General features: G+C 37.9%; 20 protein-coding genes. 5 read left to right on the plus strand and 15 right to left on the minus strand.

Annotated features, from left to right (window positions below; translation table 11 throughout):
- The first annotated feature begins 463 nt into the window (after positions 1 to 463).
- Positions 464 to 1,123, plus strand: a complete 660-nt coding sequence (locus MBEAL2_RS22470; RefSeq protein ID WP_047154479.1) for a recombinase family protein — start codon at positions 464 to 466, stop codon at positions 1,121 to 1,123.
- 12 nt (positions 1,124 to 1,135) lie between these two features.
- Positions 1,136 to 1,735, plus strand: a complete 600-nt coding sequence (locus tag MBEAL2_RS34095) for a recombinase family protein (protein WP_082130102.1) — start codon at positions 1,136 to 1,138, stop codon at positions 1,733 to 1,735.
- Between the two features lie 243 nt (positions 1,736 to 1,978).
- On the opposite strand, the gene MBEAL2_RS22480 is transcribed toward MBEAL2_RS34095, so the two are convergent.
- Positions 1,979 to 2,218: a hypothetical protein gene (locus MBEAL2_RS22480; RefSeq protein ID WP_047154481.1), complete on the minus strand. Its 240-nt coding sequence runs from the start codon at positions 2,216 to 2,218 to the stop codon at positions 1,979 to 1,981.
- A gap of 231 nt (positions 2,219 to 2,449) precedes the next feature.
- Positions 2,450 to 3,331 (minus strand): 3'-5' exonuclease, encoded by an 882-nt coding sequence (locus tag MBEAL2_RS29615; RefSeq protein ID WP_052947924.1) that lies wholly within the window; start codon positions 3,329 to 3,331, stop codon positions 2,450 to 2,452.
- 215 nt (positions 3,332 to 3,546) lie between these two features.
- Between MBEAL2_RS29615 and MBEAL2_RS22490 the strand changes: the two genes are divergently transcribed.
- Positions 3,547 to 3,783, plus strand: a complete 237-nt coding sequence (locus tag MBEAL2_RS22490; protein ID WP_047154482.1) for a hypothetical protein — start codon at positions 3,547 to 3,549, stop codon at positions 3,781 to 3,783.
- Between the two features lie 126 nt (positions 3,784 to 3,909).
- Here MBEAL2_RS22490 and MBEAL2_RS22495 read toward each other — a convergent pair whose 3' ends face one another.
- From MBEAL2_RS22495 to MBEAL2_RS22555, 13 genes are all read right to left on the minus strand, one after another.
- The gene (locus tag MBEAL2_RS22495; RefSeq protein WP_047154483.1) at positions 3,910 to 4,209 is read right to left on the minus strand and encodes a hypothetical protein; all 300 of its coding nucleotides are present in this window, start codon (positions 4,207 to 4,209) and stop codon (positions 3,910 to 3,912) included.
- Between the two features lie 435 nt (positions 4,210 to 4,644).
- On the minus strand, positions 4,645 to 5,121 hold the full coding sequence (locus MBEAL2_RS22500) for a hypothetical protein (protein ID WP_047154484.1): 477 nt from the start codon (positions 5,119 to 5,121) through the stop codon (positions 4,645 to 4,647).
- Positions 5,122 to 5,420: 299 nt separating this feature from the next.
- Positions 5,421 to 5,738: a hypothetical protein gene (locus tag MBEAL2_RS22505; RefSeq protein WP_047154485.1), complete on the minus strand. Its 318-nt coding sequence runs from the start codon at positions 5,736 to 5,738 to the stop codon at positions 5,421 to 5,423.
- A gap of 70 nt (positions 5,739 to 5,808) precedes the next feature.
- A complete protein-coding gene (locus MBEAL2_RS22510) occupies positions 5,809 to 6,054 on the minus strand; it encodes a hypothetical protein (RefSeq protein WP_047154486.1) in 246 nt (81 codons plus the stop codon).
- Between the two features lie 31 nt (positions 6,055 to 6,085).
- Entirely contained in the window at positions 6,086 to 6,313 is a 228-nt protein-coding gene (gene hfq / locus MBEAL2_RS22515) for an RNA chaperone Hfq (protein ID WP_047154487.1), read from the minus strand.
- A gap of 52 nt (positions 6,314 to 6,365) precedes the next feature.
- The gene (locus MBEAL2_RS22520) at positions 6,366 to 6,770 is read right to left on the minus strand and encodes a hypothetical protein (RefSeq protein WP_047154488.1); all 405 of its coding nucleotides are present in this window, start codon (positions 6,768 to 6,770) and stop codon (positions 6,366 to 6,368) included.
- Positions 6,770 to 7,783, minus strand: coding sequence for a helix-turn-helix domain-containing protein (locus tag MBEAL2_RS29620; RefSeq protein ID WP_052947925.1), 1,014 nt, complete (start codon positions 7,781 to 7,783; stop codon positions 6,770 to 6,772). The genes MBEAL2_RS22520 and MBEAL2_RS29620 overlap by 1 nt, the downstream gene beginning before the upstream one ends.
- Before the next feature lie 78 nt (positions 7,784 to 7,861).
- Complete coding sequence (locus tag MBEAL2_RS22530; protein WP_047154489.1) at positions 7,862 to 8,128, minus strand: hypothetical protein; 267 nt, start codon at positions 8,126 to 8,128, stop codon at positions 7,862 to 7,864.
- Positions 8,129 to 8,196: 68 nt separating this feature from the next.
- Positions 8,197 to 8,601, minus strand: a complete 405-nt coding sequence (locus MBEAL2_RS22535; protein WP_047154490.1) for a hypothetical protein — start codon at positions 8,599 to 8,601, stop codon at positions 8,197 to 8,199.
- A complete protein-coding gene (locus MBEAL2_RS22540; RefSeq protein WP_047154491.1) occupies positions 8,579 to 8,899 on the minus strand; it encodes a hypothetical protein in 321 nt (106 codons plus the stop codon). The genes MBEAL2_RS22535 and MBEAL2_RS22540 overlap by 23 nt, the downstream gene beginning before the upstream one ends.
- 18 nt (positions 8,900 to 8,917) lie before the next feature.
- On the minus strand, positions 8,918 to 9,139 hold the full coding sequence (locus tag MBEAL2_RS22545; protein WP_047154492.1) for a hypothetical protein: 222 nt from the start codon (positions 9,137 to 9,139) through the stop codon (positions 8,918 to 8,920).
- Positions 9,140 to 9,145: 6 nt separating this feature from the next.
- On the minus strand, positions 9,146 to 9,385 hold the full coding sequence (locus MBEAL2_RS22550; RefSeq protein WP_047154493.1) for a hypothetical protein: 240 nt from the start codon (positions 9,383 to 9,385) through the stop codon (positions 9,146 to 9,148).
- Positions 9,386 to 9,399: 14 nt separating this feature from the next.
- Entirely contained in the window at positions 9,400 to 9,924 is a 525-nt protein-coding gene (locus tag MBEAL2_RS22555; RefSeq protein ID WP_047154494.1) for a hypothetical protein, read from the minus strand.
- A gap of 431 nt (positions 9,925 to 10,355) precedes the next feature.
- Here MBEAL2_RS22555 and MBEAL2_RS22560 point away from each other — a divergent pair, with 431 nt between their 5' ends.
- Together MBEAL2_RS22560 and MBEAL2_RS29625 are read left to right on the plus strand one after the other, a co-directional pair.
- Positions 10,356 to 11,516, plus strand: coding sequence for a tyrosine-type recombinase/integrase (locus MBEAL2_RS22560; protein ID WP_052947926.1), 1,161 nt, complete (start codon positions 10,356 to 10,358; stop codon positions 11,514 to 11,516).
- A 14-nt stretch (positions 11,517 to 11,530) separates the two neighbouring features.
- Complete coding sequence (locus tag MBEAL2_RS29625; protein ID WP_052947927.1) at positions 11,531 to 13,366, plus strand: PAS domain S-box protein; 1,836 nt, start codon at positions 11,531 to 11,533, stop codon at positions 13,364 to 13,366.
- Positions 13,367 to 13,629 lie beyond the last annotated feature (263 nt).

Consider the following 13,629-nt stretch of genomic DNA (forward strand, 5'->3'; position numbering starts at 1 on the left):
GCAATATGAACAAAAATTCCTTTTATACACGGAAGTTGAATTCTCAAAATCAATTTATATAGCAAGAAATTTAAATTACGACTTGATTTTTAATGATTATTTTATTTGTTGTCTGCTTGGGAGAAGTAAGAACCTTTTTATCTTTTTTGAAGATAAATATACATTATTCTAAATTACACATGTACGGAAGACTCTTCATCTTTAAATAATCATCTAAAGGAAATCAGTTCTCTAAATGAAGAATATGAAAAAATAAAGCACAATAAAGAAAGCCTTACCTTGTTGAAACAGGATATACAATGTCTCATCAGTACAATCAAGGAATCAATTTACGGAAGTCGACTAGCAGATTACCAGGTAAAACAACTATACAAATTATTATTCAAAAATACATTTGTTTCAGATGAATCAGTTATATTCGAAGCCTATTTTGCAGAGTTTATTGAAAATGGAGTTGAATACTGTGGAAATTAACCTGGGAGTTGGGTACATCAGATTTTCTAGCCATAAACAAATAGACAATCATTCTGTTGAGATGCAAAAAACTCATATTTTACAATGTGCAGAAAAACATGGTTATTACATCCAAAACTTTTTTGTCGATGAGGCAGTAAGTGGATTTAATCAAGAGGCAGGGAAACGTCCGGGTTTAATTCAATTGCGGGATTTTGTAATTGACCAACGTATAGATGCTATCTTTGTTTATGATCCTTCTCGGCTTACTCGGCAAATTTCTGATTTTCAGCTTGTTATATATGATCAAATTATCGAAGTCCACCCTACTTGTGTAGTATTTGATGCTTCATCAGGAAATAAGCTCGATTTTGGTGACCCGATGACACAACTTCGACTAATCTTTTCGCGTCAGGAATCTGAAATCAAATCTTCTCGAGCAAAAGACGCACAAGCTAAGCTATTATCCATCTCTAATGGTAATAACCCGGTTCGACCTGGGGCTAGGCTTCCTTTTGGATATAGTCAAAATAACGATGGGATTATTCAAAATGAAAACAGTAATGTTGTATTATTTATTTTCTTTTTAGCATCGTGGGGATATAGTAACCAAAAGATTGCAGATGTCTTAAACCAAGCAGGAATTTTATCTCCTGAAAAAAATGCATAGGGAACAAGTACAATAGACCACATCTTACATAATCGAGCGTATATTGGTGATTTAACCTGGAATGTACGAAACGATATACATAATAGCAAACCAAAGCCATTGGGTAGTTTCACCATTATGGAAGGCTATTATCCACCTCTAGTTCCTAGTCATTTGTGGATGCTTAAAGATAAAATACGAGAAAATAAAAAGCGTATTGGAAAAATGGACACTCCATTTCTTCTGCGCAACATTGTACATTGTAAAACTTGCCTTGTAGAATTAAAGCCAAAGGATACCAGTCCTTCTGGCTATAAAGGTAGATACCTTAATTATTCTTGTTCAATTTGTAAAGGACGAATAGATGCATACGAACTACACGAAGATGTAATCTATAATCTTAAAGAAAACTTGAGTCCGCTACTAATAAAGGCAGAATCACTTACACAAAAGCGTCTTAAAAAATACCGTAATTCACTAAGAATAGAACAGGAGGAAATTAGGCAAAAGCAAGAACGTAATTTGTATAATGAACGTCAGTTTCCCAATCTAATTCAGAGGTGTGGAAGCAAGTATTATTCTACGCGAAAAAAGAGATTGAAAAAAAGTCTGTTGAAGTCAATTCTGCTTTAGAAGAAGTTGACTTTTTACTCAGAGGAGATTCTATCTTACAGACTATATCTCATTTTAGGTATGTTCAACCCGATTTTTTAAATCCAACCGAAATGCGCACGCTTTGTCTTGCATTCATTAACAAAGTGAACATTTCTTTTCCCTTACAATCAAAAATCGAGGTGGAATATCGTGTTTTTCCATTTTTAAATATTGGATAGATTTCCGAAAAATATTAGTGGAGATTGGATGGATTACCGAACTTTAAATATGTACTAAAGAATAAATATATCCTTTATCTTTTAGAAACCTTGATATATAGGCTTTTTCATAAAATTTATTCGGTAATTTATATGTCTTGGGATAATATAAATGGAGGATTATGTACTCCCTTTCAGTAAAAATTTCTTTTAGTTCCTCTTCGCTGAATTCCTGAATCAAAAGATGGAGTGTTTTTAACTTTGAATTTCCACGATAATTTAATTCCCGTGTAACCTTTGCCATGAAACTCACTCCTTTTTTATACTTGGAAAGAATGATTATCCAATCAGAATAAAAAAACACATAGTAAAACCTATCACATGGTTTTCTTGGTGTATTGTAATGATGACTGTTCGGCTGCCACGATGCCTAAAAAGTTCTCTTATATTACATTATGGATATTTAAAAACCTATTTAAACGAAGATCCAACAGTTTAGTAGAAATTATTAAAAAAAGTGCCACATAAGCGGCACTCAAACATCATTTCCGATTTTTCGTATCAGCTCTAATACAGTAAGGCAGTCTCCAATCGAGCGACGTGAGCGCCCCTGACTCTTCTCAAGCCTCTCATAAAAACGGATATCATCTAAGGAAGTCCAGCGATCTACTCCTTCATATAAGCGGTACGTTTCCATTACACACGCCGTTTGCAAAGCAGGTTCTTGAATTCCCCACTTCCCACATGTTTGCATAACCATCCTCTTATCAAACTCCTCGTTAGAAATGAGGATTAACCGCCCTGCCAGAACGGATTGAAGTTTCGGCCATACCTCGGACCAGTTAGGAGCTTCTGCTACCGCTTCGTTCGTAATCCCATGAATATATGTGGCTTCTTCTGGAATAGGAATGGTAGGCTTTATGAGTGATTCAAAAAGAATATTCTCCTGGCTATCTATCACACCAATTTCTATTATTTCTGCTTCTTCATCTAAACCGGTTGTTTCCACATCTAAAATCAACCAGTCATTTATTCGGTCCCACTCTTGAAAAATAGACCTTCCTTTTTCTATCATTATGTCACGGTATCTTCGTTCCCGGCAGAAGGCACATGTTTGCTCAACGAGTTCCTTTTCTTTATACTCCTCACCGCACTCCGAGCATGTCCGTTTTAAACGCTGCTTTTCCCGCCCTTTAGCGAGTGCTTCTAATTGCTCAGGAGAAGATTTTCGCTTGGGCACCGCTTCATTCAGATGGTACAAAGGTGTCCAAATGCTGTTAACGTAGAGAAAGATACGCGCTTTGGGCTCCCCACCAGGCTTTAATCCCATTTTCGATAGCATGGTTTTTGTTTTAAGGTTTTCAGGAAGTTCCGACCATCCATTGATTTTAGGCAGCTCTAGTAAAGATATACTCATATCATCAGCCCCTATTCATTTTTGTTACTGTAACATTCTAAGATAACAAGGAAATCTCCTTCCAAAACAATCCTTTCAGATGGAAATAGCTCCACAAGCCCATATCCGAACTATCTACAGGTTTGTTTGATTATTCTTTTATCATTTTGGAAGGGTTTGCCTAACCAACGGGCAAGCGTCTTTGTTAAAATAGAAAAGAAAAGAGGGAACAAATCATGAATAAATCAAATGCAATCAATCATACACAACACACAAGAGTAGCCATTATTAAAGCAGTTGGAAACAATGCCTCAAAAGAGGAAATTACAACTCTGCTTCAAGCGTGCTTAAAAGAATTGGGTATACAAGAAAATCCGGAGATGCAAGAAGCCGCACAAACCATTACTGAATTGACCGGCGATAATGCTTTTCGAAGAGTAATGGATGGTTACTTTAATCAATTAAAGAACTAGATTACCTGGACTCTTTTATACCTACTGACCATTCCTTTCAAAAACAAAGAAGCACGCAAGTATCCCGTCAGGTATATTTAGCGTGCTTCGTATTAATGCCGAACCAATAGCCCGTCGATAAGGAAACTACTGGTTAGTTACCCTCTCTTTCCTTTCCAATGCTACCGTTATGGTTTGCTTAAGCAAGTCACTATAATCTTCCCCATCTACATTTTTACTGAAAATGGCATTGTATTCACCCTCGGTAATTTTTGCAACGTCTGAACGTTTATGAGCTTCCGTCATGCTATTTGATAGACCATCATATAGCGGGATTTCCCCATCCTTCAAATCCAATAATCCCTTTGCCGAACGAACATAAATCCACCCATATTCAGTGACGGAACTATCCTTCTTTACGCCGATATAATACCTGTTATTTCTCATTCAATGAGCCTCCTTTAAGGGAACGATTACGTTACTTTTATGGTAAGGGAATCATCGTAATCAGGCAAAAAAGCAAGCAATAAATATGATAGTACGATTTGCAGTAGTAAATGATAGCAGACCATGATAGTGCGCTTTGCGGTAAAGCGTGACAGTAGGCTTTGCAGTAGACGATGATTGTACTATCATTGTGTACTGTAAACTTTACTATCCCATTTTTTATGAGGTAAAGTCCTTAAGAATACTGGCTTTTTAGACAAAAAAACATGATAGTAACTTTTCCTGCTTTAAATGCTGAGTATATTAGAGTAAAAACAATATACTTTTAACTAACAAAAAACCAGTTGAATAAAATGTGTTAAAAATGTATGGTAGAGATAAGCAAGTTACATCAAAATAAAAAGCTGCATTCTAAAAGAATACAGCTCGTTTAATTTAGATATGACTTTCGCCTACTTTTCCAGTAAATTGCGGAGGCAATTCTTTGTAAATAGCCGCCTCATGGTACACGTCATAAGCGATGACCATTAAATCATCTAATGTCCAGTTTTCTTCTTTTTCTATGTACTCTTGCGAACCTTCCAGTAAGAGAACTGCGCTTCTATCGAACCAAAACCTAACCGGTCTTTCGAAGTCGCCACCGATAATAGAAACGTTAATATAACTTCCTTTACGTTGAAAATCTAATACATCATTTGTCCAGTCCGAGGGTGCAATCAGGCGGTAAATTTTATCATGTTCCATATCAGCGACTTTCATGTTCCCGTCTGAAATGTCGGCCGGTTGCGCTTTTACAGGGACACCATCAAAACGCATTGACGCGGTATGCAGGGCATCCTCCACATCGGCAGCCCGCAAATGCCTCTCAGTAATTACTCCTTTATTGATTGTAACTTTAAATGCTGGCTTCATTCCATTTCCCCTCTCTACGTTCTTACCTTTAGTATAAAAGGGGAAAAAGTCGGTCGCAAAAAAGCGTAAGGGTTAATTTTTTCTGGATTCCTTTATTAGCCGCAATAGCAGACGCTAATAGCCGCAGCATTAGTATCCATTAGCATCTATTAGCCGCAGATGGATTCTGTTCCCCACATGCCACAAATTCCTTTTATTTCAGCATCAAAAAAGGCTCAGCTGGTATTAAGCTGCGCCCATCTATTACCTCCTTACATATTCCACGAATTATTACATCGACAACTTGATTACATTTAGTTTTACTCTTCCGTATTTCCACCTACAAAGCAAGAATCGTAAATGTACAATAAGTTTGGGTGCCGCTGGTGAATATGACTAATTAAAGAGCTCAATTCGCTATGTCTATAGTCGTCATACGGGAGTTTGTTATGCTTTGAAAATAGTTCAATAGAATATTCACCTATTATCTCATTATGATAAAAAACTGCCCGTGAAGAATCAGGTTCACCTATAATTTGATACGTCATTTGGATACCTCTATTGTCCTCAGAAAAAAACTGATAAAGTTCTTTTTCTATTTCAGAAATTGTTTTTGTGCCATTAATTGAAGTTTCCACGTAATATCCACCCCTTAATATTTTATTTTTACATAACCTCTGTTATCGTTTGCTGTAGTTTTGGGACTACTCAAATACGTTTGGGTTTTTTGGGGATACCCGTTTCATAATATCGATCCCGTTCTTCTGAAAAGGCTTCTAAGGAAATATCCCATTCATCACAAACAGCGGTGTAATCGGTTATTTCACTACCATATCCATATAAACTATCATGGGCTGCACAAATGTCACCAAAGTTAAATTTACAAGTTTCACAGCTTTCTTTTACGTAATCACTAGGATTGGTTAGTCGGTCAAAATGTTTTTTGCTATTCAAACAAATTTTTCCTCCATTGTTTCTTCGTTTATTATACTTTTGCTGTTGCTTTACCTTTAGATGTATCCGTTCCCTCGACAATCGTGGATACTGCATGCTTATAAATAACCTGTTGTTTGCCAAACGAATCAATGGCAATCACAAACCTATCGAATGCTTTGATTACACCTTTCACTTGAAATCCATTCACCGTAAAGATGGTGACGACTTTCTTTTCTTTCCGATAATTATTAAGGAACGTATCTTGAATATTTTCCATCGTGTATTATTTTCTCCTCTACTATGTTTTAGCTCCACGGCCTCATCCCAGGTTAAAGGTTAACATTAAACATATCATTAATCCAATTACGCATCCCTGTTTCCCCACCCACATATTCAAGAGTTTCTTTAGGAACGCCCCAGGAGTAGATAATCACATCCTCTAATTCCAATTCACCATGCTGCATAAGCAACAGCAACGGTTGAAGTTTTCCTAAGAAGTCCTGATCCGCGCAGTAATCAATAAGTCCGTTGGAGTCAGGCAGGGTACTTAACTCCAAACCATCTAAATGATTGCGGAACGTTACTTTGTGAGCTGTTTTGGTTCTTAATAAAAAAGAAGCTAGTTGTTTTGTATCTAGTTCTAGTTGAATGGCCGGAGAACGTCCTTCTTCATTATATATATAACCATAAATGCGAGTGGACCCTAATCCAATCCGCTTCTCGTTTTCTTCCACTATATAATGTCCTTTCCTGATTGAGAGCGATAACGGGATAGCCCTTCTTTCAACATCTCCGCAACCAGTTCTTCCAGTGTGATTTCTTGTTTAGCTGCAATTTCTAATAAGTCTTTCTTCATCCCTTCATCTACATAAGCCTGAATCGATTTGACGTTACTGTTAATGAGCATGCCGCCTGGGCGCTTCTCCACTTTCCCAGCGACAATATAACGAGCTAATAGGTCTAGCTCCTCCTCATAGCGTGCAGCTGTTTCTTTTTCAAGGAGTATCGGTTTAACCTCAACCTTGATGTTATCTCCGATTTCAGCAACCTTAAGATTCTGTGCACCAGCTTCCCAAAACAACATATCCAAAATTTTATATAAATGGCTTTTAACATGGTGAGGTTTTGGAATTTGGAATACCGCATACCCCTTTTTGGTAGATGGAGTCACTTTATCTATGGTACGCATCGGCTTAAAACCCGCTTCGTTTAATCGATTTACCGCAATCCTTTCCCCATTTTCCGTAACAAGCCAACCCTCCTGGCGGTTCCCTATTTCAAGCAGGCGACCCACTATCTTTGTTTCAGGATGTATAAACAATTGATATAAATGATATTTGGTATCCGGCATAAAAATCACTTGTCTTGTATCACGTTGGACAAAGTGGTTACTCATGAAGGCGGATAAATCTTCTTCGGTGATAAAATAGCGTTCTTTTCCCCGGTATTCTTGTTTTATCCCTTTTAATTTCCCTTGCTTGATATATTTAGCGACTGTGTTGATTGTGACCCCGAGCCTGTCGGCAACTTCCTTTGTATCTAAGCCTGGTTTTTCAAAATGAACCCGTAATTTCTCAACCGCTTCCGTTTGGAAATAATACGTGCCATCAATGGCCCAATCTGCATTTAAAGGCTTGAGCTCTCCACTTTTCACATAGTTATAAATGGTTTGCTCCGTTACCCCAAGCATTTGTGCGACTTCTTTTGTGTTTAATTGTTCTTTCACTTCTTCAAGAATCGTCTCCATTGCTATTCACCCCTCATTACTTTCATTCGTAACATATAACAAAACGACCCGCCGGAATCATCCTAGCGGGCTTTGCAACTAAGCAAGGCCAGAGAATATTGCTTCATTTCGAGATTCACACTCTTTTTCTGCTTCCTCCGGTGTAAGGAAAACATCTGTTTTCTTTTTCTTCACCAGTGTCCGTTTAGAATCGGATTTATAGGGAATGGTGATATTCTCCACGAATTGTAAACTCACATCGTCTTTTTCCAACAGCCCATTAAAAAAATAGGGTGTGACATTGACCTTCCATAGTCCTTTTTGCTTCCCAATGCTATAAAGAATTTGTCCAATTTCATAATTCATATTATCTACTCCTAGTAGTAGTTTCTATATAAATGGGGGATCTGTTAACCGCAGATCCCCGGTGATTTTCAACTTGTAGCGGATTTCTTTCGCTCTTTTATCATATCAAAGAACGCTTTTCTATAGGATGCGGTCGCGTTATATAATGCTGTCCTCACTTTTTCATTTTCCATAAACTCTAGCGTGATGTTAAATCCTAACCCATTAAAACGACACTTAATTTCATAGCATTCCTTACGGTCACGGATACTTTTCTTGTATACCCGAATGAAGTATTCCGCCTTCCCCGCTTCCAGTTGCTCAAGATAATATTCCTTTTTCTTTTGGTAATAAGGGTGCTGAACAACGGGCCTCTCGTCAAACGCTTCTATAATATATTGCCTAATGAGGTCAACGACCAACTTTCCTTCCGCAAAGGACTCCATAAGCTGTTCCGTGGAGAGCCGATGTTTATATTCCTTCGGCGCTTTCATCGGTATTCCCCCTTTTCATCGTTTCTTCATTAAAGAGCAAGGGAATTAAAACTTCCGGATCCCGAAGATGTTCATGTAAGTCACCTGCAAGCTCAACGTCGATAGGTTCTCCTTCAATATTCATGGGGCGCAGGGAGAAACCGTAAATCTCCCCTCCAACTGTTCCGCTGCCATCCAGTGCAGTGAGGAAGGAAAAAACGAGTCCTTCCAATTTTTCTCTCGGAGATATATCCAGACGGTCATGGTAATCAATCATCATATTTAAGTGAGCCAGGAACATTTTTTGATATTCATTCATGTACAAAACCCCCAATTGTTAGGTAGCCGGATATAGTCGGCGTAATGAGTGCAATAAATCTTGCGTGGCTTTCTCTGATTCTTTATTCAATTGCTGTATTTCTTCCCAAAGTTCTTTTACGTCAGGTAGTGGTTCTGGAATATAAGGCTTATGAAACCGTAAATCTAACCGCAAGCCTTCATTCTCTTGTAAGGGGAACGGAACGGACATACATAGCGGTGCTTTGGTTATCGATTCCATCAAGAACTACCTATATTCGAATAAATAATTCAGTGATGGAATGACTACTTTCCCATTTATCTCAAACAAATCATAATCATCTGCCTGCGCTGCTTTGGCAATCTGATAAAATCTTTCATAATTCCAATTAGCCGGAGTCAATCCGATATTATTCAGTCTGTTCGATATCGAGGAAAAATCCGACTCCTTACCGACTAACTTTCTTAATGGTTTAAATACCATTCCTTCATATGTAAATGCGTCCATCGTATCCTCCTTCATTAATAGCTCATAACGCCCTGCTTGAACGGCTGTCTCTGATATTCCTCCATCGCCTTCTGCTTGATTTCACAGATTGGAGATGCAGGTGTAACAGCCGGTCTATTTCTGTGGTAATGTTCCCTACAATCCGGGTTTTGTCGTATATGTTTGCCGTATTGCATCGGGTTCTCAAAAGCTTTTTTGCAATGCCCGCATATCGGTCGCTCATATGTATTAAGCTTTGCATTTTCATTTTTAACGAAGCGGTACATGTGCATGATGTAAAAGTATTCTTCGGTGGATACGGTTTGGACGGTCCCGCATGAAGCGTCGTGCCATTCACTGTATCCTGAGTCCAGCATGACAAGGCTTAAGCCGTTATATCGAGCAAGGATGGGATGTCCTCTTTCGGTTAGGAGGTTCGGGGTTCCATAGTTTACAATGCGTTGTAAAAAAGAATCTACATAGCCAGGGAAAGGTGCTTTACTCATGCCTTTCTTATAAAATCCAATCAACATCACATGTTCCATAGATATCTGATTCATTCTATTGCTTGTCCTCCTTCACAATCTAGCTAATTAGAAACTGATAGAACAACTATTTACTTTTATTCATCACTTCTCATTTATTTCATCTATTTATATATTTATTATATTATGATGTTTGCTTAACTATCAAAAAATCAACCGCATTATATTTATAATTACTCAATCAGTTAATAAATTATTTAGGATGAATAATTATGGTTATAAAATTATGAATCGAATAATTTATTATATACATGAAAAAGGGCGCGTTTTTCTTGCAGCTTAGTATCCTACCCTCTACATAATTGATAACATAATTTATTGTTTAGTATATAAATATGCCATCTTTGTTTTCTATCTTGTTTTTCATAAATTGAGAGATATAGAATAAAGTTAAATATCTTTTCAATTACTAACTAGTTAAATAGAAAGATAGGTGTTATTATCCAGTGAATGATCTATCAGCTATATCTTCCGATAAAATAATTACTACCTATGATAAAGAGGCGGAGAAAGCGATTCGCCAGGTTGCAAAGAAAATAGTGGATGGTTCATTGTATCCTGCTTATATGGAAAGGATTGAAGCTTTTGAGCAGAAACGGGTAAATCCTTATGACCACTTTCAAGATAGCGACATAATGTACTTTTATGTGAACCAAAAAACACATGCTGATGAAACAAAAAATAGAACAAAGCAAACAAAAGCGGAGTATGCCCGCGACCTCTTGCACTTCTACTTCTTTCTGCGCCAGCATGAAGAATTTCTTCCAATGAACAAAAATACGCGGATTCTTCCTTTGGTTGAAAAAAGACATCTTCGTGAATACCAGGCTATGTTGAAAACCGTACAGAGGGAACAGAAAAATGAGATAATCAAGACAGGATATTCACCAGCGACCAGGAACCGAAAAGTTAATGTCCTTAAATCATTTTTCACTTGGCTCAAGTCAGTCGATTATATAAAAGAAGAGATTCATTCGGCTTTTTTAAGTGAGGAGCTGCGGATTGAGGATCGCCCGGTGAGGGAACTGGCTTATGAGGAAGTGAAAATGTTATTAGATTTTTATAAAGACCACCCTATTAATTATGCCTTGCTGTCCGTATTAGCTCTTACTGGCTTGAGAATTCAGGAATTAAGTAAGCTAACCTGGGGCTCGCTCAGGTACGATGCTCATATAGGGAAGTATTTCGTGAGGGTTATAGGAAAAGGAAGAAAAGAACGGGAAGCCATCCTATTTCATAACGTATTTGAACGTATTCAAGCTTTTCGTGCTCGTCGTGGATTACCTACACAATTGAATCCAGAAGATGATACCCCTATCTTTACAACAAATAAAGGGAAGGCATATAACTACAAGTATTTAAGTGAATACGTTACCCGTATCATTGAGCAAACCGATTTTCCTTTTCTTAAGCATCGCACCAGCAGGATTACACCGCACACCTTTCGGCATTATTTTGCAGCAGAATGTTTACGGGCCGGAGCCAATACCAGCTACATTCAACAAACACTCGGCCATAGCGATATCCGCACCACACAAATTTATTTAGACCGTTTACTTAAGCGGGAAAATAACGCAGCGTTGAAACTGGATGAAAGTCGATACTAAAAGGGGAAGAAAAAATGGAATATTTTAATCAAGAAATGTACGAAGAACTAGAGCTGTATCGACGGATTGTGGAATCTTCCGCAGAAACGATAATCATTCACTGTGACGAAAAAATTGTGTATATAAATCAAGCCGGGGTACAACTTCTTGGAGCTTTTTCTAAGGAGGAAGTCATCGGTAAGCCGATGTTTGACATTGTAGCCGAGGAGTTTGAACAGCGTGCAAGAGAAAGGTTTCGATATATTCTCAAAGAGAACAATCCGGTTGGGCTGATTGACGGAAAAGTAATCAGGTTTGACGGCACACTTGTTGATGTCGAAGTAAGTTCAACTCCGGTATTTTATAATGGTAAACCAGCTGTTCAAGTCGTCTGTCGAGATATTACCATGCGAAAGACAATGGAACAAAAACTAAAAGAAAGTGAACAACGATACCAGAGTCTTTATAATGCAATTACGGGCGGAATTATTGTGCGAGATAGTAAGGGTCTTATTTTGCATGTTAATGAAGGGGCTTGTGACATATTGGGGGTAAAGAGGGAAGAACTTGAGCCTCCCCATTTAGAACAATGTGCTTGGGAATTTATCGAAAGAGACGGTACGGTGATTCCTGATGAACAGATCCCCTTTCATGTTGCTCTCCGTACAGGGAAACCGATTCGAAGCTTTGTAACAGGAGTGCGTGGTTTGGATCAAAGTTCACATCGTTGGATTTTAGCGAACTATGAACCTTTTTTTAGCACACCCAATGGTCCTCCAACGGGGGTCGTTTCTACTTTCCTAGATATGCACGAGCTCAAACAAACACAGGAGAAGCTTGAAGAAAGTGAAGAACGGTATCGTCTGTTAATTGCAAATCTCCCAGATAAAGTAGCGATCTCCACTGACGGGGTATTCACTTTTATCAATAAAGCAGGAGCTTCTATGCTAGGAGCAGATGAACCCAAAGAACTCATAGGAAAAAGAACTTCCCTTTTTATCGAGAAGAACGACAGGGATAATTTAAGAATGTTTGAAGAAAAGGCACAAAGAGAAAAACAGGTTTCGGGACTCTTTGAATACAAGGCATTGACATTAGATAACAAAATCATGGATATGGAGACGATTTTTATTCCGATTACATATAAAGGAAAACCCTCCGCTTTGGGAGTAAGCCGGAATATTACAGAAAGAAAAAAGATGGAAGAGGTTTTTCGGAAAGCCGATACTCTTTCCATCGCTGGAAACCTGGCAGCAGGTGTGGCTCATGAGGTTCGAAATCCTCTAACGGTAATACGGGGATTTATGCAGTTATTTAATGAACAAGTAGATGATAGAAATAAGGAGTTTATTAAGCTTATATTGGAAGAAGTAGAGCGGATTGAGCTGATTATTAATGAATTCCTGATGTTGCACAAGCCACAAACCAACACATTTAAGAAAAATAACATTGAAACCATCATGCAAAATACTGTCGCTTTATTTGACACACAAGCGATTATGAAAAACATCGAAATTAAAATTGACTATGATAGCGACCTCCCTCTAATAAATTGTGAAGAAAATCAACTAAAGCAGGTGTTCATTAATCTTCTCAAAAATGCAATGGAAGCCATGTTTGAAGGCGGCGTCATTAACGTTCAAATAAAGCAAGACAAGGAAGGTATCCTCATACGTGTTACGGATCAGGGGTGTGGGATCCCGCCAGAAAAAATCAAGAAATTAGGTGAGCCTTTCTACACCACGAAAGAGAAAGGTACAGGATTGGGGTTAATGGTAAGCTACAACATTATCAAAAATCACAACGGAAAAATAAACGTGACCAGTACCCCGGAACAGGGAACTTCCTTTGAAATATTTCTTCCAAAGTGAACTAATGTGAACAAACGCTCCTTATATTACTCTTTCGCTGTTTTGGCTTCTTAATATAATGAAAACAAGAAAAGCCGAACTAATGAAATTAGATCGGCTCTTTCTATTGTTGATACTCTTCAAAGGCTTTACATGGAGTTTTCCAGAACAAAACTTTCTTGATGTGATGATCGATGAGATAAAATATTTTCTCCTTCTACTTCCAAAAGTCTTAAGAAAGCCTCAGCAATCTCCGGATCGAACTGCTTCCCTTTATTCTTGCG

It is taken from the genome of Aneurinibacillus tyrosinisolvens (assembly GCF_001015055.1).
In the GTDB taxonomy this organism is placed as follows: Bacteria; Bacillota; Bacilli; order Aneurinibacillales; family Aneurinibacillaceae; genus Aneurinibacillus_A; species Aneurinibacillus_A tyrosinisolvens.

Coding starts and splice junctions, on each gene's coding strand:
- MBEAL2_RS22535 (WP_047154490.1), bottom strand. CDS start 8,601: ATGAAAGCGCCGAAGGAATATAAACATCGGCTCTCCACGGAACAGCTT.
- MBEAL2_RS22480 (WP_047154481.1), bottom strand. CDS start 2,218: ATGGCAAAGGTTACACGGGAATTAAATTATCGTGGAAATTCAAAGTTA.
- MBEAL2_RS22490 (WP_047154482.1), top strand. CDS start 3,547: ATGAATAAATCAAATGCAATCAATCATACACAACACACAAGAGTAGCC.
- hfq (WP_047154487.1), bottom strand. CDS start 6,313: ATGGAAAATATTCAAGATACGTTCCTTAATAATTATCGGAAAGAAAAG.
- MBEAL2_RS29615 (WP_052947924.1), bottom strand. CDS start 3,331: ATGAGTATATCTTTACTAGAGCTGCCTAAAATCAATGGATGGTCGGAA.
- MBEAL2_RS22555 (WP_047154494.1), bottom strand. CDS start 9,924: ATGAATCAGATATCTATGGAACATGTGATGTTGATTGGATTTTATAAG.
- MBEAL2_RS22500 (WP_047154484.1), bottom strand. CDS start 5,121: ATGAAGCCAGCATTTAAAGTTACAATCAATAAAGGAGTAATTACTGAG.
- MBEAL2_RS22495 (WP_047154483.1), bottom strand. CDS start 4,209: ATGAGAAATAACAGGTATTATATCGGCGTAAAGAAGGATAGTTCCGTC.
- MBEAL2_RS22540 (WP_047154491.1), bottom strand. CDS start 8,899: ATGAATGAATATCAAAAAATGTTCCTGGCTCACTTAAATATGATGATT.
- MBEAL2_RS22530 (WP_047154489.1), bottom strand. CDS start 8,128: ATGAATTATGAAATTGGACAAATTCTTTATAGCATTGGGAAGCAAAAA.
- MBEAL2_RS22545 (WP_047154492.1), bottom strand. CDS start 9,139: ATGGAATCGATAACCAAAGCACCGCTATGTATGTCCGTTCCGTTCCCC.
- MBEAL2_RS29625 (WP_052947927.1), top strand. CDS start 11,531: ATGGAATATTTTAATCAAGAAATGTACGAAGAACTAGAGCTGTATCGA.
- MBEAL2_RS22550 (WP_047154493.1), bottom strand. CDS start 9,385: ATGGACGCATTTACATATGAAGGAATGGTATTTAAACCATTAAGAAAG.
- MBEAL2_RS29620 (WP_052947925.1), bottom strand. CDS start 7,783: ATGGAGACGATTCTTGAAGAAGTGAAAGAACAATTAAACACAAAAGAA.